Below are 22993 nucleotides of genomic sequence, written 5' to 3' on the forward strand. Positions count from 1 at the left end.
GCCAGCGGTCCACGTGCCGGGCCGCTGTCGCGCAGGCGTGGCACCGCAGTGCCTCGGCCGCCCAGCGGTCCTCGAGCTCGGGGTCGAGCGTCTCGGCCAGGGGATGGCCGCAGCCCGAGCAGGCCTGCGCCTCGACCTCGAGGAGGGCCAGGGCCCAGGCGCGGTCCTCGGCCGTCCACAGCGCCTCGCCCGGGCCGGGCATCGCCCGGCCGAGGAAGATGCTGCGGGGAACTCCCCAGGCGCGCGCCGCCTCTACCTCTCGGCGGTGGTGCCCAGAAGAGCGGAGGCGGCCAGCGAGAAAGGGACGGCGGTGTCGTTGTTCACCCGCCAGGCGGCCGCCTCGAGGTCCTCGCGCTGACCGTGGTTGATGACCTGGCACAGCCCCCGGTACTCGTCCTCGGTCATCACCGGGTCCACGCAGCACGCTGCCACCAGAGCGGGCGACAGGGTGACCGGGTTGAACCCCTCCTCGGCATGCCGGCCCGGATGGGCGGCCAGCAGATCCGACCACTCCTCATCGGGCAATGCCTGGAGGCGGAAGTCCGCTGCGGAGCAGCGCAGTTGGCCCTGGAGGTCGGCGATCTGCTCTGCGATCTCCCGGCGAGGGTCGGCGTCGGCCATCGAGGACGGCGACCAGGTGCCGACGTCGGCGAGCGAGCGCTCGAGGTCCTGGATCTGCCCGGCCAGGTCGCCCGCCAGGTAGAGGGTGACCGTGGTGCGCCTCGGCGTGGCCCGGGCGAGGATCTGATCGAACGCAGTGAGGGCGGGGGTGGGCTGCTTGGTCGTCATCACGCCACCAGGGCGTTGGTCGCGGGCGCCGTGTGGACCTTGATCGGCACCGTGTATTTCATGACCTCGTTCGCGGCCGGCGGCTTGTTCATCCGCTCGCCGCACACCGATGGGTACACCTCGACCTGCTGCCCGGCCGTCCACGCCGTGGCGAAGGCGATCGCCCGGCGGATCACGAGGAAGCCGTGGACGCCGTAGACCAGCGTCCCGTACGGGAGGTCTTCGGGCCCGGTGGTGCCGCGCTTGAGGGTCAGCTCGTTGTCGAACTTGACCCGGCCGACCTCCTCGGTGTCGTAGGTCGAGGCCAGCGAGCCGGTGTCGACCGAGGCAGTGGTCGGGTCGACCTTCAGGCCGTCGGGGGTGATTCGCACCGTCAGGTCCATCCCGGCGGTGAGCTCGGCGGCCGTGGGCGCGAAGATGTTGGCGATCGTGCTGCACCACACCGCCCGGGTCCTGCCGTCGCTGATCGTGTCCATCGGTGCCCTCCTTGGGCATGGGAAAAGCCCTGGCGTCAGCCAGGGCCTCGGGGTTGGCGGTGGGTCAGATGCGCAGAGCTGCGACGGTCACGGACGCGGTGGAGGAGTACGTCACGGCACAGGTCCCGTCTACCGCGCCGGCGTACAGCTCCGCGCTGATCGGGCCGATCATCTTGTCGCCGGTGGTGGCGGGCACCGTGACGACCGTGTCGGCCACGGCCTGGCCGCGGACCTTGGCGGTCGCGGTGAGGGTGACGGTCATGCTGGCCCCGGCGGTGTTCTTGACGTGCAGCCAGGCCCGGTCGTCACACGGGACGGTGGTGGAGGCAACGGCGGGGGCAAAGATCGGGGTGAGGCCGGCCAGGCTCACCGCCTGGGGTGTCAGTTGGGGCATAAGGAGTCTCCGATCAGGCGGGTGCGGATCTCAACCGGTACTGCACCGGCAGGTAGTACAGGGGCGGGGTCACGTCGTCGTCCCTCTGCAGCGGCGGGCCGCCGAGCTCCTCCGGCCGCCAAGACTGGCGGCCCGGGACGGTCAGCGGGCCGCACAGCGCGGAGCGGGCCCAGTCGGCGGTGCCCAGGGCGCCCTCCCACGTGGTGGACACGCAGGTGAGCTGCACCAGGAGGTCCAGCCGCGTCCGGTCGTCGGCCAGGCTGGCGGCCGAGGCGACGCCGTCGTCCGGGTAGAGCACCACGTAGGTCTTGGGCAAGGTGATGGCGGCCGGGGCGCCGCCGACGTAGACGGTCAGCCCGGCCGCCTCGAGCGCGGCCTGGACGGCCATGATGTGCGGCAGCGCCGCAAGTGCCGGTGCGGTCACAGGAGTTCACCGCCGAGCCGCGCGACCTGGGCGAGGAACCGGGGCTCCTCCGTGGTCAAGGCGCGGCCGCCGTCGTTGTGGCCGGCCTGACGGGCGGTGCCGTACTCGAGGATGTTGCCGAGCGGGCCCTGCGGCAGGTCCTTGTCCGGCCCGATGACCGCGCGGGCGCCGCCTCCGGGCAGAACGTGGAGGTCGTAGCCGATGGTGGACGGGTACAGCCGGGCGTGGCGCCCGGCGCTGCGGGCCGCGTTCGCCCGCCAGTCGTTCTTGATGTTGAGCGCGCCCCTGGAAACCACGGCCGCCGCCTCGCGCTCGACTTCGGCCCCGGCGCGGGCGATCCGGGCCGCGAGGATGCCCAGCTCGGAGATGTCTGCGGTCATGACCGGTCCTCTCCGCTTAGCCGCCAGGCGGTGGCGGCGGCGCTGTACTGGGTGCCGGTGACGTGCAGCACCAGGCCGGCCATGCGCGGGTCCGGGCTGGTGAGCACCTCGACCAGGTCCCCGGGCTGCACCGGCTGGGCGGGCACGGTGGCCCAGGGCAGAGCGATCTCGTACCGGCGCAGGCTCACTTCACGGTCGCCGGCCTGGACTGCTTCGCCGATGGCCTCGACCGGCTTCACGCGGGCCTGGCCGCTGTGCAGTTCGGTGCTCGAGGTGGTCGTCTGGCCGGTGCCCGGGTCGTAGACGTCCGCGCCGGGCCGCAGGAGGCGAACTGTCTCGCGCATCCGGGTCTCGGCCATCGCCCGGCCTGCGGCGAGGGCGGCGTCCTCAGTGGTCACGAGATCCCGACCGAAGAACCGGCGAACGCCTGCCGGATGGTGTCGGCTTCACCGGCGAGCAGTGAGGCGCGGGCATCGACCAGGGTCTCGGCGAAGTCGTCGACCTCGTGGGAGCGCACCAACTCCGGGTTGAGGACGGTGCGCTTGACCGCGTCGCAGGCAACCGACCGGGCGACCTCGTAGCCGGGCTGGGTCTCGTTGAGGCCGTGCGAGTAGGTGACGGTGACCGCCCCCGACCAGGTGCAGCCGTCGAGGCGGGTGAGGGTCTGGCCGCCGTCCCACTCCCACCGGCCAGCGCTCAGGCCGGCCACCGCGGTCACGTCCAGCACCGGGCGCTGAGGCAGCGTCAGGCAGGTGGTGCCGGGTCCCCGAAGGGTGACCGTGTCATTGTCGACGCGGCTGATCTGCTGGTACCCGGCGGCCATGCGGATGAGGCTGGAGGCGTCGGCGAGCAGGCGGTTCACCTGGGTCTCGGCGGCGCCGGTGAACGTCCGGTTCATCCGCACCCCCAGGTCGGCGGCGGTGGCGAACGGCCCCAGCACCATGTCAGCCCCCGTAGGTACGGATCAGCTCGGCCTTGGTGGCCTTGTCGATCTCGGCGTGCACGGCCGGGTCGCTGTCGGCGACGGTGAGCGCGTAGGCGCGCCACTCGGCGACCGGCGCGGCGACGGCCGGGCGCGGTGCCTGCGGTTCGGCCTGCTCGGCCTGGTCCCCGTTGTCCTGCGGGGCGGGGACCAGGGAGAGGAAGAGGCCGGGGGCGATGACGTCGGGGCCGTGCGGGTCGGCGGATCCGGCGCCGTGCGGCGGCAGGTGGTCGTCCTGGTGCGGGTGGACAGCGGCGTCCCGGATGGGCGTCCCGATGCGCTGCACGGTGATGTGCCTCGGGTCGGTGCGCGGGGCGACTGCGGCGAGCGGGTTGGTGAGCTGGCCGCCGACGATGTACCCGGCGCCCCGGCAGTAGCCGATGATCGCGTCGTCGTCGGTCTCTGCGACGCCGTTCACGAAGTGGAGCCCGCCGGGGCCGTCGCCGGTGAACCCGGCGACGGGCGTCTCGATGCGTGTCATCAGGAGGTGTCCTCTCAGGCGGACTTGATGTTGCGCAGGACCGCGCCGGACTTCGTGGCCTTCAACACGACTGCGGCCGGGCCGAGTTCGACCTCGCCGGTCTTGACCGCGCCGGACGTGGTGAAGTCCGGAAGCCACCAGTTGACGAGCGGGCGGCCCGCCACCGAGACGCCGTGGAATCCGTCCAGGCCGAAGCGCACGGCGAACAGGTCGCCGAGGTTGGTGACGTTGCCGCCCGCGCCGCCGGCGTCGGGGTCGCGGGTGACCAGGCCGACGACGTCGGTGTTCGATCCGGCCTTCGCGCCGAGGTCGATCAGCGGGATGTTGTTGTACCGGTTGACCGGACGGCCGAACGCGTCCTGGGTCTTGTCGTACTGGTCGGCCCAGATCGCGAGGCGCTTGAACAGCGCCAGGGTCTTTTTGTTGCCGAAGATCGCGCCGGGCTCGCCGTCCATTGTGGCCAGCCAGGCGTCGATGTGGGCCAGTGCCGTGAGCGCGGTGGCCTTGTCGTTGACGGTGGTCCAGTCGAGGTAGCCGGTGGCGACGCCGTTGGTGAGCGGCAGGTATTCAGTGCTGGATCCGGTCAGGATCTTGGAGAGGCCGTCGAAGCCGTTGGTATCCACCGCGGTGTCGCCGTTGATCACGGCGTCGGCGAACTTCGCCCGGGTCGCCTTGATCTTCTGCTGCAGCTGCAGCGTGGTCTCCGCCGCGGCCGCGACGCCGTCCAGGATGCGGTCGATCTGGAAGGAGCCGCCGAGCGGCTTGAGGTCGGTGGTGTAGCGCTGCTTGGTGACCTCACCGGGGACGTACTCGGTGTTCACGGCGCGGAACGCGGCGTCGGCCTGGGTGATCAGGCGGGTGTAGCCGTAGGTCAGGGTCGAGCCGGACCCGGCCTGGTTGACGACGTCGTCGAAGGTCATGTTGTCGAGGAGGAACGAGTTCTTCTGGAACTCGTCGATCACCTGGGTGTCGATGTCGTCGGTGGCGTTGAGCTTCGCCTGGGCGAGTGTCACGGGCATGAGCGCATCTCCTATCGGCCGGTCTTGCCGGCGAGGCGGGCTGCGACCGCCTCGCCGAGGCTGGCGGCGGTCTTCTTGGGGGTCTTGCGAGCGCCGCCGTCGGCGCCGCCCTGGAACCGTCGGCCATCCGTACTGTTCGCGGACTTCGCGGCCAGGTAGGGCTCGTCATCCAGGAGCTCGTCGATCAGCTCGGCGAGGGCGTCCCGGTCGGGCCGGCCCTTGTCGTTCTTCGGGACGTCGGACAGGTCGAGCAGGCGGGCGGCCAGCTGCGGGTTGGCCAGGCGCCCGGCCGCGGCCGCGATCGCCGCGGCCTCGACGCGCTCGGTCCACACCTCGGCGCGGGCTTCCTCGCGGGCCTGCTCGCGCAGCGCCTGCGGGTCGGTGGTGTCGTCCGTGCCGTCCTTCTTGGTGCTCTGCTGGCCGCCCTGGCGGGCCTGGGCCTTCAGTTCGCGGATCTCCTTGCGGAGTGCCCGCATGGCCTTCTTCCCCGCGTCGCCGAGGTCCTTGTCGTCGTCCTGGTCGTCGCCGTCGCGGTCGTCGTCCTGGTCGCCGTCGCCGGTGTCGTCGGCGTCCTCGTCCTGGTCGCCGTCGTCGGTGCCGTCGCCGCCGCGGATGGGCCAGATCGGCTGGGGGCCGTCCTCGCCCGGGCGGGCCTTGCGCCAGCCGACGGCGGTCAGGCCGGTCAGGGCGTGCGTGGGCAGGGTGGTGTCGAGCATCGCGCTCTCCGTGGGGTCGTGGGCGGCGTCGCGCCGCCCGGGTCAGATCAGGTACGCGTACCGGCGCAGGAGCGCGATCGCCTCGTCGCGGGTCGCGGCGAGCCGGTAGATCTCCTCCGGCATCAGCCGCACCGAGCGGAGCTGGAACTGGCGGCCGATGTCCGCCGGCGCCCGGCCTGTGGCGATCGCCCGGTCCCGCTCGCGCCGGTAGAAGGCGCTGCGCTTGGACGTCCCTTGGCGGGTCGCCCGCGCGCCGTCGCGGGTGGTGTAAGTCGAGCCCCTACGGCGGGCGTTGACGACCTGTCGCAGGTCGGCGCCGTCCCGGATCGCCCGGGCTCCGTCCGTGCCGAACCGTCTCTGCTGCTCGGCGGCCGAGAGGCTGTCGAAGTACCGCCGGGGCTCCAGGTGCGCGCCTCGGCGCCCGCGGGTGGTCGGTTCGTGGATGCACTGGCACTGTGGGTGCCGGTCGAAGGCCGTCTTGCTGCCGTAGATCTGCCCGGCCAGGATGATGCACCGTGAGCAGGCCCCGCCGGCGACGACCCGGACGTATCCGGTGCAGGTCCGGTCGGCGACGATGCCGACTCCGGAGGCGACCCGGCCCGCGTCCGCGACCTCGGACGAGACGGTTCGCAGGAGCTGGGAGCGGCCCAAGCGGAGCGCGGTGTCCGCCGGGAGGCCGGCGGCGATCTGGGTCAGCGTGGTGATGCGCGGGAGCTCCAGCAGTGAGGCGAGGTCGCGTCCGTCGGCGGCCACCCCGGCCAGCGCCGAGATGTTCAGCCGCCCGGCCGGGGCGGGCCGGGCGCCGGCTGCGGTGACTGCGGCCTCGACGTAACTCTGGGCTCCGTCGGCGGATGCCTGCTGGGCTGCGGTCAGCAGCGTGAGCACCTGGCCCGAGACCTCGTGCCAGGACTCGGCGATCCGGCGGGGATCGAGGCTGGACCACAGCAGGTCGGCGGAGGCGACCGCGCGTGCGGCCAGGGCCCGCTGCCGCGCCGACCGGCGGAGCGTCACCTCCAGCGGGGGCATCAGGCCGCCGCCGGGGTCCGGTGACCGGACGCGGGCTCGAGGGGCCCGGGGTCGTCGATGCCGGAGAACGCGAGGGCCCGGGCGGCCCGGTTGGCGTCCTGCTCCAGCATCGCCTCCATCCGGGTGATCTGGGTCGGGGTGTAGCCGAGGTCCTCCATCAGCTGACGCCACGGCACGCCGATCGCCTTCTTCTTGATGGCGGCGTCCACGCGCTGGGCGTCGGTGCGGTGTTCGACGTCGGCCCAGATCGTCTCGGCGAGCGGGTCGTTGCCGCGCTGCTGGTCGTCCTTGACGAGGAAGCACAGCCGGGCCATCTCCTCCCAGGCGTCGGACAGGAACGTCGTCTTGTCCCGCGTCTTGGCGATCAGCCCGACCTCGGACTCCTGCATGGCCTCGGCATTGACGTTGACCAGCTTGCCGGTCATGTAGCCGGGCGGTGTGCGGGACTGGGCGGCGACATGCTCGACCAGCATCTCGATGCCGGTGACGAAGTTCCGCAGGTCGGCGGCCTGGAAGTTGCCGAACTTAGCCTGCGGGCTGCTGGCGCGCAGCATCTTGGACACCGACAGCTTCCACATATCCGGGTTGTCGATCTCCTGGCCCGTCAGCGGGTCCTTGGGCAGGTCGATGCCAGTGCCCCAGCGGGCCGGGAACGCGCCGGCCTCGGCTGCCACCAGCATGTCGATGACCAGCTTGTTGATCGCCCGCTGCAGCGGCATCACCGTCTGGTGCTCGGGTGAGGGGTCGTCAACCAGGCGCGGGCGGTTGGTCAGTTCCACCATCGGTACCCGCCGCAGCGGGTTGCCGATGACGGCCTGGTCCAACTTGCCGGCCGCGCGCGGCACCCACCCGCCGAGGGCCACCCCGGTGGGGAGGATCAAGCCGGACCCCAGCGAGGCGCGGCGCCATTTCCAGATCTGGTCGGGCAGATAGAGGGTGCCGTAGACGAAGCCGTCCTCACCGTCGAACCGCTTGAACGCGGCCCGGCGCTTGCGCCGGTTGCCCGGCTCGTACGCGACGATGCACTGCGTGGCGTCCTCGACGGTGATCTCCGGCTCGGTGTCGCTGTCGTCCGGGTTCTCGGCCCAGACCAGCACGAACGAGCGGGACTTGACCATCATCTCGGTGTGCGCGATCCGGGCCCAGGCGTCCATCCCGTTCGCCTGCCAGAACCGCTGGGCCTGCTTGTCGGCCGGCGCGGCCGCTCCGTCCTCGCCCTCTCCGAAGCGGAACCCGAGCGGGGTCATCCGCTCGCTGGGGGCGTCGCACACAACACCGCACCAGTTGTCGGAGAAGCCGTCGAACAGGCCGCCGAAGGCCTGCCGGAACCGGTCCGAGGCGAACACCAGACGCTCGCTCTTGCCCTTGTAGAAGCCGTTCCAGACCTTGACCGCGGCCTGCCGCTTGTCGAGCTGTGCCTCCAGGGCCTGGGTGATGCGGAGGGCTTCCTGCTCGGTGACAGCCACGTCGTCCTCCTTCGGTCAGTAGCCGGTGAACGAGGACGAGGTGTTCGCCGCCTGGCTCCGCAGGTAGTCCGCGCGGGCCTCGCTGGCGAGCGCCGCGGTGACCGCGGTGTCGATCTTCCGGTCGTGGGAGGGCTTGGCGATGGCAACGCCGCCCGGGCGCCGCTCGGGCTTGGCGTTGCCGACGTGCTCGGCCATCAACGCGTTGCCGTCGTGGGTGAGTTCACCGGCCAGCACGCTGGTCTTGAGCCGGTCCAGGGCCGGGCACATGCGGGTGCCGACCCGGGTCTCGAAGATCAGGAAGGTTTCGCGGCCCAGCGACTCCGACCACTCGTCACACTCGTCCCGCCAGTCCGGCGGGTCCATGTAAGCCCGGGCCACGCGGTAGGTCGCGGCCACGTGCGCCATGCCGGCCTTGACCTCCTGGCGGGGCACCCGCCAGTCGTCGGGCGCTCCGTTGTCCCACTTGGTCCAGATCATCGGCCGGCCGTCCGGGAACGTCGGCGTGAACACGTAGCCGTCGCTGACCCTGCACGCCGTGATCGCCGTGCAGTCGTCGTGGTCGCTCCCGTCGAACCCGACGGTCACCAGTTCCCCGGGCTCGACCTGCTGCGGGAGCGCGCACCGCTCCCACAGGTGCCGGGACAACCACGTCTCCGACAGCGAGACGGGCAGGTTGAAGAAGTAGCGGCGGAACTTGGCCCGGTCCTGGCTAGGCTTCTGGGCCAGCGCCACCATGCGGTCCAAGTCCATGTGCGCGGCGAACGGCCCGTACGCGGCGATCAGTCCGAGCTTGAGCTGGACCGGGTCGTCGTACGCCTCGTCCTCCAGCAGCGCCGGCGGGGCCTGCTTGTGGTCGAAGTACAGCCGCGCCGCCTTGCCCGACTTCGAGTTGCGGTGCGTGCGTTCCGCGATGGAGTCCTCGCCGATCGCGTACATCGTGCTGGTCTGCAGGAACCATGGCTCGGCGCTCTTGCGCTTCATCGTGTTGCGCTCGACGGTCTCGTACATGTTCCGCAGCTCGGGCAGCACGTACAGGTGCGTCTCGTCCGCGACGCTGAAGCTCTCCTTGCCGCCGTCCTTCGCCGAGGAGCTGGCGGTCGAGGGCCGGACCTCGCCGCCGTCGGGCAGGAACACCCGGGTGGAGGTCTGCCAGTCGTTGCCGATGTCGATGCCGGGGTAGTCCTCGGCGATCCGCCCGCTGTGGGCGAGCATGTAGGTGATGTTCGCGTAGGTGTTCCCGGCCTGCGTCTCCTCGGTCGCCAGGCACCGGATGAAGGGGTAGGTGACGGGCCGCCCCACCGGCTCGCCGCTCTGGTACTCGTAGCCCCAGTCGGAAACCTCGCCGGGCTTCGCCCAGTGGTCGAAGCGCACCGGCGCCAGGGCCTCCGCGCACGCGATCGCTCCGGCGACCTCCGATTTCGCGCGGCCCTTGGCCCTCGAGAGCAGGACCTCGTCGAAGCGGCGCCGGCCCGCGCCGTCGATGGCATAGGTGCAGGCGAGGAAGTGCAGGATCTCGACGTCCAGCTCGATCGGCTCGCCCTGGACGTCGCCGGGACCGTGCAGGAGGTAGTACTCGATCCAGTCGGCGACGGCGTACCCGAGGGAGCGCCGGACGCCGGGCCGCCTCATTCGTCACCGACCGCCCGGAGCCTGTCGCGCGGGTCCGCTCCGGCCCGCCGGGCGGCGGCGCGCTCGGCAGCCCGGGCCGAGCCCCTGCCGACCTCGGGGACGCCGAGCGACCACCGCAGTCGCATCCGGTCCGCCGCTGTGCCGCCGAGGCTGGCCTCGTTCAGCCGGATCTCGCCCAGGAGGTCCTTCTTCGGCTCCTCCCAGTACTGCTCGACGAGCTCGGCCAGCATCGCGAGGCGTTGCCAGTCGGTGGCCAGGAAGGTCGCGGCCTGCGGGCTGCTCTTCCAGGTGTTGTACCAGGCCAGGGTGCGACTGTCGTAGTCGTGGCCGCCGGGCAGGTCCGGGGCGGGCCCGGTGTAGCCGTCGGCTGGCAGCACGGTGCCGGCGACCGGGTCGGTATTGCGTCGCCGTCGCTCGGCCGCAGGCTTCGGAGCTGGGCCCGTCCCTGCCATGTGATCACCTTTCTCGGGTATTCATGCAGCCCCTGCGGATTTGCGAAAGTTGCAAATGAGGGAGTCGACATGCCAGCCCCGTTGGCCGGTGGTAGCTTTTGTCTAAGTGGCCTCCTATGCAGGAGATCCGACATGGGCGGAACATATGAAGTGGTCAGCCAACTTGCGAGCGTTGGCTATGATCTGATCCCACGTGATGCTTACGCCAAGCCTCGCATCACTCTTGAAGTGACTGCTACGCAATCCAGATTTACTGAGCACGATCTCGAAGCCATCGGCAACGGCGCAAGCGGTGGGGCATACCTGCCGCCTGGCGAGATCTTGGGGCTATCCATGCAGGTAGCACAAGGTGACGTCCTTGCTCCCGTGTACTACGGAGAAGATGCCGGATGGGCCCTTCGTGATCTTCTATCGATCACCCGCAGTACATCCCACCAACTAGACCATCTCATCTTCAATGAAGATAAGATCATGGTCCCCATTTTTGGATCACCTCCGAGTGACTGGAAGCCACTCAGGTCGGCGTTGAACTCGGCGCAGCATGCTGCCCTAATTCCGCCCGGCTGGGAGATGTCGACCGGACATCCACAGCAAGGGTGGATAATGGTCGCGTTTTACGTTGGAGGGCAGATATTTGTCAGGGTAATTCAGCCGGGCCTTTCGGCAACGGGTGACGGCGTGAGCGCGTGGATTCGGCGCGTCTTCAAGATCGACGATCGAGAGCGTGGATGATCGTGCTCACAGTGCGTAGCTAGCAGGGTCTCCCAGACCCGTACACGGAGCGAGATCCCTCCCCGGCGGTCCCCGCCGGAGCCGCTCAGGGGGTCACCCCCCTGGGTGCGGTGACGGTCAGTCACCAGCGAGGGCGGACGTCGTCTCGATGTGCTCGGCGAGGTGAAGCATGCCGGCCCGCTCGATCCACCCGAGGCCGTCCGAGTGGGTCAGGCTCAGCCGTACCGCTCCGTCCGGCTGCAGGACCTTGAGCAGTACCACCGCGCCGGCCAGCAGCTCGTCCGGGCCCAGGGCGGCGGTGATGCCGAGGGCGTCGAGCGCGTCACCGACCGGTTGCGGCCTGGCCTCGCCCTCCTCGGTCCATCCGCTCATCTGCTGTTCCATCCTCCGGGCTGGTGCCGGGCGGTCTCCGCGCTGTGGCACGGCCCGCACAGTCCGCGGCCGTACTGCGGGCTGTCCGGGTCCAGGCCAAGCTGGACCAACTCGCGGCGCGAGTGTGGGTGGTGGTCGGCGTGCCTGCTCGGCGCCATGGTGCACACCACGCACACCGGGTCGCGGGCGAGCACCGCTGTGCGGAAATGCTGCTCGTGGCGGCGGCCGTAGCCGCGCTGCCGGGCGGTGCCGCGACGTTGTTCGGCTTCGGCCCGGTGCTCGGGGCAGCGTCCGGAGTCGGTGAGCGCAGGGCAGCCGGACCTGGAGCAGACGGTCAGTGCGCGACGCCTGGCCATGGTGATCGCCTCCGCCCCACGCTGGTCCCCGAGTTGGAGGGGATGGCGCCCGCCCCATGGTTTCTCAGCACCCGGACCCAGGACATCCGACGCTTGTCGTACAGGGGGATCCTGATGCGCTTACTGTCCGTCCACGACCCGGTTGGCGGCGACGTGCGCGCCGAACCCGCTTGCGGTCAACGCGTCTTCCATCTCGAAGCGCCCGACGGGGCACCCGGGCGCCTTACCAGTGGGTTCGTCTCAAGGGGCAGCCGTACGGACCTCTTGCCGCCCTCTGCTCGACTCGGGGATGAGCCGGTCGGCTGGGGCAAGCTCACAACCACCGTCAGAGGCAACCGGATTGCTCGACTCTGATCTGACCCTACGTCAATCGCAGTAGTGGCCACTCGCATGAACTGATGGATTTCTGGCCATTTGGCGCCCGTCCAGCAGCCGCCGGTGATTTCCTTCTGATCGACGCAGAGAAGGCCCCGCGAAGGAGCCCTCCCTGCGTCGGACGCCCCCTCAGCTGGGGGTGCCTCAGTTGTTCGGTGCGCTGCTATGGAGGCCCGCGCCGAACTTCGCCCTTGGAAGGACATTCACATGATGGACGAGCACGAGCCGAAGGAACAGGGCGATCGTCAGGTCGTCACCCACAAGAAGGACAAGCGGCGTACCCGGGTTCTTATCCGGGGCGCGGGCATCAGCTTCCTGAAGGGCGTGATGTACGGCCTGGGAAGCGGTCTGGCGATGCTGGCACTCGCTCAGCTGGTGTCCATCGCCTAGACGGGCTGGGGCCGTGCTGTTCGGCACGGCCCCAACTTCGCCGCGACGCTGTTCGGCTTCGGCCCGGTGCTCGGGGCAGCGTCCGGAGTCGGTGAGTGCGGGGCAGCCGGACCTGGAGCAGACGGTGAGTGCGCGACGCCTGGCCATGGTGATCGCCTCCGCCCTACGCTGAGCCCCGAGTTGGAGGGGGTAGCTGTGGTGGACAAGGCAAGGAGCACAAGCGCCGTGGTACCGGTGACTGATGCTCAAGCGCGCCGGGCCAGGATGGCGCTGGGCGCGATCGTCGTGGCTGTGATCGTCAGCCCGTTCATCTGGTCGGCGGCGAAGGACGACAGCCCGGAAGCGGGTGAGCGGTTGGTGGCGCGGGGTTCGTTCAGCCCCTGGCCGTTCACCGTCGGCTCCGGTGTTCTGCGCTGCCACCCTGGCGAGCAGATCACCTTCGAGACCGGCGGCATCGAGTACGGACTCAACGGCCTGGCGGCCGCACGCAACTACCCGCCCGCGACGGCCATCTGGGCCGATGACCCGAGCCTCGGCCACGGACTGAAGGTCGACATCAGTGCTGCCATCTCGGCGGGCCGCGCCCTCTGCTGATGCTGCTGGTGCCCCGCCGCGGGAGCGGGGCACCAGCAGCTGTTCAGCTGGCGAGGGTGAGGCGTTCGCGGGTGACGGTGGCGTAGTCGCTGGAGATCTCGATGCCGACGAACTTGCGGCCGGTGGTGAGGGCGGCAACGCCGGTGGAGCCGGACCCGGCGAACGGGTCGAGGACGATTCCGCCGGGTGCGACGACCTCGATCAGACCGGCCATCAGCTCGTCGGGCTTCTGGGTGATGTGCCGCCGGTTGGTTCCCCTCGGCTGGCTGGCCGAGTAGAGGCCGGGTAGGTAGACGGGGTTGCGGGTTGCGTCGACCGGGCCCTTGGTCGCCCACAGGGCGTACTCGCAGGCCCGCTTGAATCCGCCCTTGGCCGGGCGGGCGATCGGCTTGTGCCACGGGACGATGCCGCGCCACGTCCACCCGGCGGCCTGCAGGGCATCGGAAGTCACGGGCACCTGGCGGAAGTCAGCGAACACGAGCAGCGGGCCGCCGCGCCGGGTGACGCGGTAGCACTGGGTCAGGATCATGGTGAGGAAGGCGAGGTAGCCGCGCTGGTCGCGCTGGTCACCGTCGAAGTCGGGCAGCGTGTGCTTCGCGTCCCCGCTGACGTACTTTCCGCGGGCGGTGTCGCCGGTGCGAACGGCCATCGTGGGGGCGCCGGAGTTGTAGGGCGGGTCGGTGATCACCGCGTCCACGCAGGCGTCGGGCATCTCGGTCAGCACGGACAGGGCATCGCCCTCGTGCAGGGTCCAGGTCAAGGTCAGGTTCTCCCCAGGTGCGGTCGCATGCACACGCCCGGTCGGGCGGTGAGCGAGTCGGTGCACACCGCCCGGAGTTGGGCGGTGAGAAGTTGGGGGGAGACGGGCCTGAACACGCTGGATCCGGCGAGACGGTGGTTATGCGGCCTGGCCGAAGGTGCGGCCGGCGTGGTCGCGGGTGGCGGCCTCGGCGCGGGCGACGTCGAGTTGGCGGTAGAGCGGGTGCCCTCGACCGTCGAGGCCGGCGCGATCGAGGAGGCCGCGGCTGGCCCAGCTGCGGATGGTGCCGGGAGCGACGCCGCACAGCGCGGCGGCCTGGCGGGTCGTCAGGAGCTCGGTCACAGCGACCTCCTCTGGGGAACGCCGAAGGGGCTCGGCCACTGTTCGGCCGAGCCCCTTCGTCATGTTGGCGCACGTGTGGTGCTGTCGCCACTGTTGCACGCCTCCGGAACGTGCGCAACAAGATCCACTCGTAGGGGTGAATGCGGGTCAGGCGCTGAGGAGTTGTCCAGTGTCCTGACCAGCGGTGCTGTTGCGGATGGCGCTAATCGAGGACTTGGACAGGCCGGTGGACGCCTGGAGTTCAACGGGCTGGACGCCACCGGCGAGGAACCGGCGGATCAGCCGGTCCCGGTCGCCGAGGGCGGTGGCGGTGAGGTCTCGGAGCTGTGCGTGGCCGGCGGCGCTGGTGGCGGCGGCGGGCAGGTGCTCGGCGGAAAGCGGGCCGGTAGCGGTGGCGGCGGCAAGGTGAGGGGCGAGAGCGTCCAGCGCGGTGGATGCGGCGCGCTCGATCACGTCCGGGGTGCCGAACTGGCTGCCGTCGGCGGCGAGCGTGAGGTGGGTGGGCCGTATCCCGGTGGTGACCAGGTCGGTGACGGTCCATCCGATGCCCCGCCGGGCGTCGGCCGCGGAGGCCGGGCTCAGGGTGCCGGTGGCGTAGACGTGGCCGGCGGCGCCGCGGCTGCGGATGGACAGCAGCACGGTGCGGCCGCCGGTTTCCAGGACGGTGGCCATGCCGGAGACGGTCCAGGGGCCGAGGCCGGGCAGGCCGTGCAGGTGGGTGGACAGCTTCGTGCCGGGAGCGGGCAGGTCGTTCATCACGGTGGCCTCGGTGGTGGTCGGGTGTCCAGCGGGGTGGACGGCGGGTGGGGTGTCGAAGGCGTGGAGCTCGTCCAGGTGGCGCTCGGCGTGGTCCTGGTACTCGGCCGGGCGCAGGATCACCGCACAGTCGGGGTCGGAGCACTCCGGGTCGCGCCCGTCGACAGCGGCCAGGGTGAGCTGGTGGCAACGGGGGCAGGGCAGCGGCAGCGCCCGACGGCGGGGGGCGAGCATGGCGAGCGGGGAGAGCTCGCGGACGATCTGGTGGATCTCGGCGGCGTAGTCGCCGGCCCAGGGCTGCCGAGCGGCCCAATCGGCGGTGGCCTGGAGGGTGCGGATCTGCTCCCCGGTGGTGCCGGTGTGCAGGCCGGCGTGGCTAGCCTCGGTGAGGGCAGAGCGGCTGGTCTCGACGGTCAGGCGGGCCCAGTCGGCGATCACAGTAAGCACCGGGGCCGGGCCGACCTGGTCGCCGTGCTGGTCGCTGACCGGACCGGGAGCGCCAGGGCCGAGCAAGCTCAGCACGTCGGCGCGCACCGGCAGCGGTGCGGTGCGGGTGGCGCCGGAGACGTGACCGCTCTGGCCGCCGCGGGCGGGCAGCAGGGCGAGCTCGGCGTAGACGAGGAGCTCGGGCAGGTCGGAGAGATCACGGCGAAGGCGCTGGGTGGCGGCGGGGGTGAGCATGTCCGGGATCACTCTCCTGGTGCGGCGTGCGGGCGAAGCTGCTGTGGCGGGCGGTCAGGTCTTGGGCTGTGGCGGTGCGGTGATCTGGACGGCGCGGGGCGGCAGTTGGCGGGTGGCGATGGCCAGGCCGACGGCGTGGGCGCGGTCGCGGGCGGCGAGCTTGCGGTAAATCCGGCTGGAGTGCGACTTCACGGTGTTCACCGAGAGGCCGAGCCGTTCGGCGATCTGGCGGTTCTCCTCGCCGTTGGCCATGCCGGTGATCACCTGGATCTCGCGGCCGGTGAGCGGCTGGCCTGGCTCGGCCGGAGCCGGGGAGGTCACTCGGTCACCTGGCTGAGACTCTCGGGCATGGCGATCTCCTTCGGTGCTGCTGCCCGGCCGTGCAGGCCGGGCAGCAGACGGTCGGTCAGCGGCGGCAGGTCGTGTGGTTCGTCTGGTAGTGGCAGGTGTAGAGATCGGGCATGTCGGGGTGGTCGACAGCCATGCACTCGTCGCATTCGCGGCGACGGCAGGGCGCGCAGAGACCCGGAACGCGCGGCGGAACGTAGTTGGCGGCAGCGGTGGCAGCGGCGATCCACGCGGCCTGGATGGTGTCGCCGAGCTGGTCCCAGGTGGGCATGGGGCGGCCGTCGTGGGTGAGTCCGCCGGTGGTGTGGCCGTAGGCGGCGTACGCGGCCTGGGCACGGGAGGTATCGGTCAACGGGTGCTCCTCGGTAAGGGTGGGGCCGCCGGTGTGGCGGCCCCGGGACGGGAGGGGTCAGGCGGCGGTGGGCGCGCAGGTCGGGCAGTAGTCGCCGGCCGCGGTGCAGGACCAGCCGAGGGTGCGGACGTGTGCGCGGATGAGCTCGAGGCGTTCGGGCTTGGTCATGGCGTCGCTGACCACGAAGTCGCCTTCGGCGGTGGTGTGGCAGGTGTCGCAGTAGACGCCGAGCCGGGCCGGGTACTGCTCGTCCTCGGCGGTGGCCGGTGCAACGGCGGTGCAACCGTCGGCGTGCCGGTCGAAGCGGGCCGAGCAGCCGCACTCGCGGTCCGACCACGTGGCCTGCGCTGCGGCCTGCTCGCGGAGTTCGGCGCCGCGGCGGAGGCCGACCAGGAGCATCTCCGCGTCGGCGTCCCGGCCGTGCAGCTGGACCATCTCGGTGGCGTTGTCGGCGGCCTGCCGGTACCCGGTGGCCTTCGCTGTGGCCACCGCGGCGGTGGTGCCGAGGCGGAGCGCCTCGTTCTCGGTGCGGAGGTGAACGAGTTCGGCCAGCAGGTCCGGGACGTCCTGCCGGGCGTGGGCGACGAACTGGGCGTCGCTCTCGGTGCGGTTGCCGATGTAGCCCAAGCTGAGCTCAAGAGTCTCGCTGTCGTTGGTGACCCAGCGGGTCACGGTGGCCTGGTCCTCCAGGACGTGCCAGGGGCCCTTGGTTGCTGCGGCTTCGCGGGCTTGGATCGGGGCCAGGTCGAGCGGATCGGCGCTCAGAGGCTGGGTGTTGGTCATCGTGTGACTCCTGATCAGGCGGCGGTCTGGACGAGGTACCGGTCGACGCGGCTGGGGTGACTGTCGGCCAGGCGGCGCCCGGACGGGCTGGTGCAGCGGGCGTTCGGGCGCGCCAGGCAGGTCGGCACCGGGCAGGGGACGGAGCGCTCGGGCGGGCCGCCGCGCACTCCGGCCTGGGCGAGGGCGGTGCGGATCGCTTCGGGCAGGTACGGCTCGGCCTGGTTGCGGGTGGGGATGGTGCGTCCGATTCCGGCGGTGAGCTCGGCGGCGGCGATCGGGCGGCCGGCGGCGAGGGCGTGGGGGGCGGGTTCGACCTGGCCGGTGGCCACTGCGCGGCGGGTGGCGGCGAGTTCGGCCCGCCAGCGGCTGTCGTCGTCCGGGTCGGCGGCGGGGATCGGGTCGGTGTGCCGGCCGAGGCGGTCCTTGGCGTCCTGGGCCCAGCGGGTGGCGATGTCGGCCGGGGTGATCGGCCACTGGCTGACGCGGTAGTGCGCGCCGACGGCCCGGTAGGCGTAGTCGGCGGGGACGTCCGCCAGCGCCTGGACCCAGAGGTCGACCTGGGCGACGCGCTCGGGCGTGCTGTCGCGGCGCAGGCGCGGGTCGGCCAGGGCGATCTTGGCGATGAGCTGCGGGACCTCGGCGGGGATCATGAACTCTCCCTGGTGCTGTAGCCGTTGGCGATGTCGGCCATGTCGGCGAGGTAGTCGAGTGCGGCGCTGGGCCCGCCCAGGGCTTGGGCGGCCGGGTGCCGGTGGTGTTCGGGGGCGGGCCGCAGGGCGAGCCAGCCGGGCAGGAAGTACCGGGCCGAGTAGGGCTTGGTCTTGGCGGCCTGCCAGACCCGGGCGGCGTGCTCGGCCAGCGCGGCGGTGCCCATCTGCTCGACCTGGGCGGCGAGTTGCGTCCACTCCTCGGCGGCCAGTGCCCACGAGACGGTCATCTGGCGCGCGCCCATCGCGTCCACCAGCTCCTGCACCGGCGTCGTCTCTCCCCCTCCGCCGGCGGTGCGGAAGGCGACCGCGGGCAGCTGATCTGCGGGGGGTTGGGGGGAGGACGTACCTCCGTAGGAGGTACGTGGATAGGAAGAGGAAGAGGATAGGGGGTGCGTGCCACCCTCGACGTCGTCACGGTGTGACAACCCGCCCCCACCTGCGGCGGAGTGCGGAAACTGGGGGTCGAACGGATTCGTTTCCGGCGCCGTTTCGCTCTCGTTTGGATCCGTTTTCGGCTCCGGATCGTCCGCGTTTCCGCCCGGATTCGGGGCGCTTTTCCGCCCCGAGCGGGCCCGGGCGGAGCGGTCGGCTGCGGCCCTCTTCGCGGATTCGACCTGGGCTCGGGTGCTGTTGCGGCCGCCCTCGAAGAAGTCGTGGATCACGTAGTCGTCCGCCTCGAGCGGCTGCGGGCAGCGCGGGCAGGTGTGCCCGGCGGTGTGCCATAGGCCGGTCTTGACGAGCTTGGCGGCCTGCGGGGCGGTGCCGTAGTTGGCGGCGACGATGCCGGGCACGATTCCCTCCGTCAGGTGCTGGGCCGAGTAGGCGCCGCACCGCAGCCACAGCCCCAGTGCCGCGTTCCCGGCGCGCAGGAACTTGGGGTGGCTGTGCGAGGAGTCGTCGATCTTGAACCACGGCACGGGGCCGTCCTCCTGGTGGTGGCGCGGTGGTCCCCGGGGCCGGAAGCAGGTACTGCTCCGGCCCCGGGAGAAGGTGGGGTGAAAGGGGGTCAGCCCTCGTCCGGGGCGGGCGGCTGGCCGGCGCGAGCGGCGCGGTAGTCCTCGATCCAGCCCCGCGGGTTGTGCCCGGCCTGCTCGGCGAGCTCGTGCGCGGTCTCCGCGAACTCCCCGCCCGCCAGCTCGTCCTCGATGTGCTCGACCGTCCGCTCGGCCAGCAGCGGGTCGGCGCCCCGCAGAGCGTGCAGCAGCCGGTAGGAGACCCACGGTTCGACCAGGCCCCGCACTGCCTTGTCGAGTTCGGTGCTCTCCGCACCGCCGGGGAGGTCGTGGAGCCGCTCCGCGCTGAGCAGGGTGCGGTGCAGCAGCCGCTCGGCCATGGTGTCCGCGGCGGCCGCCGGGTCGGGCAGCAGCGCGCCCTCCGCCGCCGGATCCAGCCCGCCGCAGTCGATGCCGAGCGTGTCCCGCCACGCCTGGACGTAGCCGTCCCAGGTGGCGCTCACCAGCGGCTTGAGCGGCATCTGCAGGCCGATGAAGTCCGTGCCCTCGAAGATCAGCAGCGGCTTGTCGGGGTTGCTGGGCACCACGTGCAGCTGCCTCCCGGCCGCCTGCCAGCGTTCCAGCAGCTCGGTGCGCAGGCCGGTCAGGCCGGTGGTGGCCGCCGGGGCGGACAGGTAACGGGCAAGCAGGGAACGCCAGTTGGGGTATGTCTGGCCGGTCAGCAGCGGGACCGTGATGCGGCCCCGGTCGGAAGCGGCGTGCAGCTGCCCGCCGGTGCGGCGCAGCAGCACCGCCTCCCGGCCGGGCTGGGCGTCGGCGAAGCCGAGCAGGGCCCGGGCGTCGGGCAGGTCCACGGTGGCCGACCAGGCCGCGGTGCTCTCCACCGTGTAGGCGGTGCGGGCGGCGGCCAGGGTGTAGCGGTCGGTGGCCACCGCGGTCAGGTGGCGGCCGGCGGCATCGAGGTGGACGGAGGCCAGGATCGGGGCGATGGCGCCGGTGTAGGCGTGCGGGATGGCCCGGGTGATGATGTCGGCCAGCCCGGCGGCGGTGACGCTCGCGCCGCCCGGATCGGCCGGGCCGGCCTGCACGGTGGTGGGCTCGCCGGTGATGGTGCTCAAGGTGGTGGGTTCCTTTCGGAAGGGGCGACCGCCCGGTGGCCCGGGCAGCGGCACGTCAGGAAGCGCGGTACGTGGTCCGGGCGAGGTGATGGTCAACGGCCTCGCCGACCGGAAGCCCGAGCTGCTCGAGGCGGATCAGCAGGAGCTGGGCGGCCACAACGACCTCCGCGCGCGGGGAGCACAAGCCGGTGGCGATGTGCTCGACCACCACCCGCTCCAGAGCGCTCGTCTGCTCGGCGGTCAGCACGCCCAGCTCCTGGCCGGTCACGGCCGGGCGCTCCGGCCGGGCAGGACAACACCGGTAAGCACCGGCGCGCCGTGCACCGTCAGCAACGGCGCGGGCTCCGGCTGCGGCTCGCGGCGAGCCGGCATCGGGCAGAGGTACCAGCCCGTGCCGTCGGGCCGCACCAGCTCCAGCGCGTTCACCGGATCCGTGATCCGCACGACCCGCAGGCCCAGCAGGGCCCGCAACCGACGGCCCGTCACGACGTCACCGCGGCCGGCTGCTCGGGCCCGGCGCTCAGGGCCGGCGCCTGGCTGGGCTCGTCGTTCGGCTTCGCCACGATCTCCAGGCCCTGCCCGGCCGCCCAGGTCCGCGCCTGGCGCTCGTCGCTCGCGGCGCAGTGGGCGTTGAAGTCGACGTAGCCGTAGACGTGGTAGACGATCGGGCCGAAGGTGAGGTTGACCGACAGGTTGCCCTCGGCGTCCGCCTTGGGGTCCAGGTCGTACCTCGTGGCGAACTCGGTGACGGCTTGGTTGGTCGCCAGAAACAGCAGGATGCGCTCGTCGCGGGGGGCGGGGCAGTCGGGGTTGGCGGTGAGCCAGTCGGTGAACTGGCGCATGCCGGTGAGGAAGTGGGTACGGTCGTCGGTCATCGGGTGGTCCTTTTCCGGGCGGCGCGGGCACGGTGCTGGTGCCAGGCGGTGGCGATGGGCAGGCGGGCCAGGACGGCGACGGTCGCGGCCCAGACGGCGGTGACGACCAGGGCCGGGGTCACCGGTCGGCCTGCGGGTCGTAGGCGGGGAGCGCGGGCACCGGAACGACGCGGTAGGCGGTCTCCAGCTCGGCGTCGCCCTCGCCCTGGCCGACGGCGTGCATCCGCAGCGCGGTCAGGGTGTCGGGCTCCTCCTCGTACCAGGACAGGGAGGCGGTCGGGCCGTAGTCGGCCAGGTGGTGGTCGGCGCAGTGGGCCCGGGCCTCGTCGGCGCTCAGGTAGGTGGCGAGCGGGATCGGGCCGACCTCGGCCCGCCAGACGGTCAGTGGCTCGCCGTCGGCCAGGCCCAGGACGGTCTCGTAGTTGTCGACCGTCTTGGCGAGCAGCGCCTGGGTGTCCGACAGCTCGGCGGCGAGCCAGCCGAGTTCGGCGAGGAGCTCCTGGGCGTACTGCCCGGAGTGCCGCAGCCAGCGGGCCACCGGGTTGTCGATGTCCCGGATCGGGCCCGGGGCGTCCGGGTCGCGCGCCACGGCCAGCTCGGCGGCCGGGGTGATCAGGCCACCGCCGTCCATCTTCCCCACGGGGAAGCTGGGTTGGGCGCCCTGCATGCCCAGGCGGTCGAAGCCCATGACGTACACCCAGCCGGAGTGCGTGGTGGCCAGCACCGGTCCGTCGCGCCGGCAGTCGCCGATCCACTGCCACGGCGGCGCGGGGATGGCGGCCAGGGCCGCCTCGATCTCGGCATGCCGCTCGGGCGTCATCGGTTCCGCGGTCACCGGGCACCGCCACGGCGTGCGAGGTCCATCAGGTAGTCCGCGTACTGGCGGGCCTCGTGCTTGGTCGAGACGGTGGCGGAGCGGCGTCGGCCGCCGTCCTCGCTCCAGCGCACCTGCCACCGGCCGCCAGCCCTCCGGGTGATGCTCGGGCGGGACCTCGGCGTCGGGCGTGGCAGCCTGGCGGCCAGACGCTCGGCCCGGGCACGCTCGGCCGCCAGCTCGGCCTCGGCTGAGTCCAGGTCGGCGTCCAGCTCGGCGATCTCGTCCAGCAGTTCGCGCAGCACCGGCGCGAACATCCGGGCGTACACGGTGGCCCGGCGCCGGGCCGGCCCGCTCCAGGTCTCGCTCTGCGGAACCAGGACGGCGAGGCTCAGGGCCCGGATCGAGGCCAGGCGTTCGTCGGAGATCGGCGCGGGCCTCACGCGGCTACCGCCGCTCGGCGCGCGAGGATGTTGGCCGGGACCGACGCGGTCAGCCGCACCGAGACGTCACCGACCGTGACGGCCGCGGTGTAGAAGCGGCGCGGGCCGTCCGGCGTCTCGTGGATCGTGGTGCCCAGCCGGGCGGAGCCGAGCACGCGCCGCCAGGCGTCGAAGACGCGGAGAGCGGTGTCGTCGTCCGAGCGGAGCTGGCCGTCGGCGAACCCACCGACGGTCACCCAGGTCGGGGTGATGTGCTGGGGCACCCTGGCCGCGACGGCGGCCCGGGCAAGAGCTCCGACCGCGTCGAACGCGCTGGCCTGGAGCTGGAGTTCGGTAGGCTGCTGCACAGCCCGCCTCCTTCTGTACGAGGGTGTAGCTCGGTGGGCCTGGGCCGCCCCTGGAGTCGACGCCAGGGCGGCCCGCCCAATGTCTGGGGATCGTCAGGCGGCAAGCTGCCGCGCTGGCCGCCTTCTGCGCGGCTCAGGCGCCACGCGGGTCGGGTCAAGGGCGGGGTTCGTTCGGGAGTCCTGGGCCTCGTGCTTGGCCAGCCAGTCATCCAGTTCCGCGCGCCGGAACATGACTCGGCCGCCAGTACGAAATCCGGCCGGAGCGGTCCGGCGCTCGCGCAGGCAACGAAGAGCCTTCGGTGTCCTGCGGATGTACGCGGCAGCTTCCTCCAGGCTCAATACCGGGCTAAGGGGCGAGGAGCTTTCCATCATTTCCCTTCGTTTCTCATCCAGGCGAGTCGGTAATGTCGGCGATTGCGACCTTCAGGCCAGCGGCGATCCGCGCCAACAACTCGGGCTGAGCCCCCCGCTGACCTCGCTCGACTCGCGACAAGTGCGCTGGTGAGACGTCGACTTCGCGCGCAAATCGGGTCAGGCTGTAGCCAGCCAGCTCGCGCTTGTTCCGTATATCTGCACCTCGCGCTCTCACCTGCCCAACAGTATGGGCAATGATGAGGAATGGCAAGGCATGATGAGCAATCCGCGAGGCATATGCCGC

The 22993-nt window shown here is 71.5% G+C and carries 37 protein-coding genes; 3 read left to right on the forward strand and 34 right to left on the reverse strand.

The genetic code is table 11. From position 1 onward, the window contains the following. Positions 1-252: 252 nt before the first annotated feature. The 14 genes from F4556_RS11785 to F4556_RS11850 all read right to left on the reverse strand — a co-directional run bounded on the left by F4556_RS11785 (position 253) and on the right by F4556_RS11850 (position 10234). Positions 253-789 (reverse strand): hypothetical protein, encoded by a 537-nt coding sequence (locus F4556_RS11785; protein ID WP_184914081.1) that lies wholly within the window; start codon positions 787-789, stop codon positions 253-255. Continuing rightward, positions 789-1265: a phage tail tube protein gene (locus F4556_RS11790; RefSeq protein ID WP_184914083.1), complete on the reverse strand. Its 477-nt coding sequence runs from the start codon at positions 1263-1265 to the stop codon at positions 789-791. Before F4556_RS11790 ends, F4556_RS11785 begins: the two co-directional genes overlap by 1 nt. A 64-nt stretch (positions 1266-1329) precedes the next feature. Beyond that, positions 1330-1659 carry a hypothetical protein gene (locus F4556_RS11795; protein ID WP_184914084.1) on the reverse strand — a complete coding sequence of 110 codons (330 nt, stop codon included), beginning with the start codon at positions 1657-1659 and terminating at the stop codon, positions 1330-1332. 13 nt (positions 1660-1672) lie between these two features. Continuing rightward, on the reverse strand, positions 1673-2083 hold the full coding sequence (locus F4556_RS11800; RefSeq protein WP_313068272.1) for a hypothetical protein: 411 nt from the start codon (positions 2081-2083) through the stop codon (positions 1673-1675). Then, on the reverse strand, positions 2080-2463 hold the full coding sequence (locus tag F4556_RS11805; RefSeq protein WP_184914086.1) for a hypothetical protein: 384 nt from the start codon (positions 2461-2463) through the stop codon (positions 2080-2082). The genes F4556_RS11800 and F4556_RS11805 overlap by 4 nt, the downstream gene beginning before the upstream one ends. Next, complete coding sequence (locus F4556_RS11810) at positions 2460-2861, reverse strand: DUF6093 family protein (protein ID WP_184914088.1); 402 nt, start codon at positions 2859-2861, stop codon at positions 2460-2462. Before F4556_RS11810 ends, F4556_RS11805 begins: the two co-directional genes overlap by 4 nt. Then, positions 2858-3406 (reverse strand): hypothetical protein, encoded by a 549-nt coding sequence (locus tag F4556_RS11815; RefSeq protein ID WP_184914089.1) that lies wholly within the window; start codon positions 3404-3406, stop codon positions 2858-2860. Before F4556_RS11815 ends, F4556_RS11810 begins: the two co-directional genes overlap by 4 nt. Position 3407: 1 nt before the next feature. Continuing rightward, a complete protein-coding gene (locus F4556_RS11820; RefSeq protein WP_184914091.1) occupies positions 3408-3926 on the reverse strand; it encodes a hypothetical protein in 519 nt (172 codons plus the stop codon). 14 nt (positions 3927-3940) lie between these two features. Continuing rightward, positions 3941-4945 (reverse strand): major capsid protein, encoded by a 1005-nt coding sequence (locus tag F4556_RS11825; protein ID WP_184914093.1) that lies wholly within the window; start codon positions 4943-4945, stop codon positions 3941-3943. Between the two features lie 11 nt (positions 4946-4956). Continuing rightward, positions 4957-5661: a hypothetical protein gene (locus tag F4556_RS11830; RefSeq protein ID WP_184914095.1), complete on the reverse strand. Its 705-nt coding sequence runs from the start codon at positions 5659-5661 to the stop codon at positions 4957-4959. 42 nt (positions 5662-5703) lie between these two features. After that, positions 5704-6687 carry a VG15 protein gene (locus F4556_RS11835; RefSeq protein WP_184914097.1) on the reverse strand — a complete coding sequence of 328 codons (984 nt, stop codon included), beginning with the start codon at positions 6685-6687 and terminating at the stop codon, positions 5704-5706. Next, a complete protein-coding gene (locus F4556_RS11840) occupies positions 6687-8153 on the reverse strand; it encodes a phage portal protein (RefSeq protein ID WP_184914098.1) in 1467 nt (488 codons plus the stop codon). Before F4556_RS11840 ends, F4556_RS11835 begins: the two co-directional genes overlap by 1 nt. 15 nt (positions 8154-8168) lie before the next feature. Further along, entirely contained in the window at positions 8169-9782 is a 1614-nt protein-coding gene (locus tag F4556_RS11845; protein WP_184914100.1) for a terminase TerL endonuclease subunit, read from the reverse strand. Continuing rightward, positions 9779-10234: a phage terminase small subunit gene (locus F4556_RS11850; protein WP_184914102.1), complete on the reverse strand. Its 456-nt coding sequence runs from the start codon at positions 10232-10234 to the stop codon at positions 9779-9781. Before F4556_RS11850 ends, F4556_RS11845 begins: the two co-directional genes overlap by 4 nt. Before the next feature lie 132 nt (positions 10235-10366). Between F4556_RS11850 and F4556_RS11855 the strand changes: the two genes are divergently transcribed. Then, a complete protein-coding gene (locus tag F4556_RS11855) occupies positions 10367-10966 on the forward strand; it encodes a hypothetical protein (protein WP_184914104.1) in 600 nt (199 codons plus the stop codon). Between the two features lie 117 nt (positions 10967-11083). Here F4556_RS11855 and F4556_RS11860 read toward each other — a convergent pair whose 3' ends face one another. Continuing rightward, positions 11084-11338 (reverse strand): hypothetical protein, encoded by a 255-nt coding sequence (locus F4556_RS11860; protein WP_184914105.1) that lies wholly within the window; start codon positions 11336-11338, stop codon positions 11084-11086. Further along, on the reverse strand, positions 11335-11694 hold the full coding sequence (locus tag F4556_RS11865; protein WP_184914107.1) for a holin: 360 nt from the start codon (positions 11692-11694) through the stop codon (positions 11335-11337). Before F4556_RS11865 ends, F4556_RS11860 begins: the two co-directional genes overlap by 4 nt. Before the next feature lie 582 nt (positions 11695-12276). Here F4556_RS11865 and F4556_RS11870 point away from each other — a divergent pair. Continuing rightward, a complete protein-coding gene (locus tag F4556_RS11870; protein ID WP_184914109.1) occupies positions 12277-12459 on the forward strand; it encodes a hypothetical protein in 183 nt (60 codons plus the stop codon). A gap of 195 nt (positions 12460-12654) precedes the next feature. Next, on the forward strand, positions 12655-13053 hold the full coding sequence (locus tag F4556_RS11875) for a YebY family protein (RefSeq protein ID WP_184914111.1): 399 nt from the start codon (positions 12655-12657) through the stop codon (positions 13051-13053). A gap of 43 nt (positions 13054-13096) precedes the next feature. Here F4556_RS11875 and F4556_RS11880 read toward each other — a convergent pair whose 3' ends face one another. The 18 genes from F4556_RS11880 to F4556_RS39710 form a co-directional block, all read right to left on the reverse strand. After that, on the reverse strand, positions 13097-13813 hold the full coding sequence (locus F4556_RS11880; protein WP_221503589.1) for a DNA-methyltransferase: 717 nt from the start codon (positions 13811-13813) through the stop codon (positions 13097-13099). 138 nt (positions 13814-13951) lie between these two features. After that, positions 13952-14155, reverse strand: coding sequence for a MerR family transcriptional regulator (locus F4556_RS11885; RefSeq protein WP_313068273.1), 204 nt, complete (start codon positions 14153-14155; stop codon positions 13952-13954). A gap of 147 nt (positions 14156-14302) precedes the next feature. Next, positions 14303-15592: a hypothetical protein gene (locus tag F4556_RS11890; protein ID WP_184914115.1), complete on the reverse strand. Its 1290-nt coding sequence runs from the start codon at positions 15590-15592 to the stop codon at positions 14303-14305. Positions 15593-15646: 54 nt separating this feature from the next. Then, positions 15647-15913 (reverse strand): response regulator transcription factor, encoded by a 267-nt coding sequence (locus F4556_RS39425; RefSeq protein ID WP_184914117.1) that lies wholly within the window; start codon positions 15911-15913, stop codon positions 15647-15649. A gap of 85 nt (positions 15914-15998) precedes the next feature. Further along, a complete protein-coding gene (locus tag F4556_RS11900; protein ID WP_184914119.1) occupies positions 15999-16292 on the reverse strand; it encodes a hypothetical protein in 294 nt (97 codons plus the stop codon). A 57-nt stretch (positions 16293-16349) separates the two neighbouring features. Beyond that, positions 16350-17075 carry a hypothetical protein gene (locus F4556_RS39050; protein WP_184914121.1) on the reverse strand — a complete coding sequence of 242 codons (726 nt, stop codon included), beginning with the start codon at positions 17073-17075 and terminating at the stop codon, positions 16350-16352. A gap of 14 nt (positions 17076-17089) precedes the next feature. After that, entirely contained in the window at positions 17090-17725 is a 636-nt protein-coding gene (locus F4556_RS11910) for a zinc finger domain-containing protein (RefSeq protein WP_184914123.1), read from the reverse strand. Next, positions 17722-18702 (reverse strand): mucin-2, encoded by a 981-nt coding sequence (locus F4556_RS11915; RefSeq protein ID WP_184914125.1) that lies wholly within the window; start codon positions 18700-18702, stop codon positions 17722-17724. The genes F4556_RS11910 and F4556_RS11915 overlap by 4 nt, the downstream gene beginning before the upstream one ends. Before the next feature lie 89 nt (positions 18703-18791). Further along, positions 18792-19856 carry a hypothetical protein gene (locus F4556_RS11920; protein ID WP_184914127.1) on the reverse strand — a complete coding sequence of 355 codons (1065 nt, stop codon included), beginning with the start codon at positions 19854-19856 and terminating at the stop codon, positions 18792-18794. 55 nt (positions 19857-19911) lie between these two features. Continuing rightward, complete coding sequence (locus F4556_RS11925) at positions 19912-20124, reverse strand: hypothetical protein (protein WP_184914129.1); 213 nt, start codon at positions 20122-20124, stop codon at positions 19912-19914. Further along, entirely contained in the window at positions 20121-20342 is a 222-nt protein-coding gene (locus F4556_RS11930; RefSeq protein WP_184914131.1) for a hypothetical protein, read from the reverse strand. Before F4556_RS11930 ends, F4556_RS11925 begins: the two co-directional genes overlap by 4 nt. Then, positions 20339-20731, reverse strand: coding sequence for a hypothetical protein (locus tag F4556_RS11935; protein WP_184914133.1), 393 nt, complete (start codon positions 20729-20731; stop codon positions 20339-20341). The genes F4556_RS11930 and F4556_RS11935 overlap by 4 nt, the downstream gene beginning before the upstream one ends. Continuing rightward, on the reverse strand, positions 20728-20853 hold the full coding sequence (locus F4556_RS39055; protein WP_281403645.1) for a hypothetical protein: 126 nt from the start codon (positions 20851-20853) through the stop codon (positions 20728-20730). The genes F4556_RS11935 and F4556_RS39055 overlap by 4 nt, the downstream gene beginning before the upstream one ends. Next, complete coding sequence (locus tag F4556_RS11940; protein ID WP_184914135.1) at positions 20850-21566, reverse strand: hypothetical protein; 717 nt, start codon at positions 21564-21566, stop codon at positions 20850-20852. The genes F4556_RS39055 and F4556_RS11940 overlap by 4 nt, the downstream gene beginning before the upstream one ends. Beyond that, complete coding sequence (locus F4556_RS11945; RefSeq protein ID WP_184914137.1) at positions 21563-21988, reverse strand: hypothetical protein; 426 nt, start codon at positions 21986-21988, stop codon at positions 21563-21565. The genes F4556_RS11940 and F4556_RS11945 overlap by 4 nt, the downstream gene beginning before the upstream one ends. Continuing rightward, positions 21985-22335, reverse strand: a complete 351-nt coding sequence (locus F4556_RS11950; protein WP_184914139.1) for a hypothetical protein — start codon at positions 22333-22335, stop codon at positions 21985-21987. Before F4556_RS11950 ends, F4556_RS11945 begins: the two co-directional genes overlap by 4 nt. A 93-nt stretch (positions 22336-22428) precedes the next feature. Beyond that, entirely contained in the window at positions 22429-22707 is a 279-nt protein-coding gene (locus tag F4556_RS11955; RefSeq protein WP_313068274.1) for a helix-turn-helix domain-containing protein, read from the reverse strand. Positions 22708-22720: 13 nt separating this feature from the next. Then, on the reverse strand, positions 22721-22924 hold the full coding sequence (locus F4556_RS39710; protein ID WP_376775787.1) for a helix-turn-helix domain-containing protein: 204 nt from the start codon (positions 22922-22924) through the stop codon (positions 22721-22723). Positions 22925-22993 lie beyond the last annotated feature (69 nt).

It is taken from the genome of Kitasatospora gansuensis, from assembly GCF_014203705.1.
Taxonomy (GTDB): Bacteria; Actinomycetota; Actinomycetes; order Streptomycetales; family Streptomycetaceae; genus Kitasatospora; species Kitasatospora gansuensis.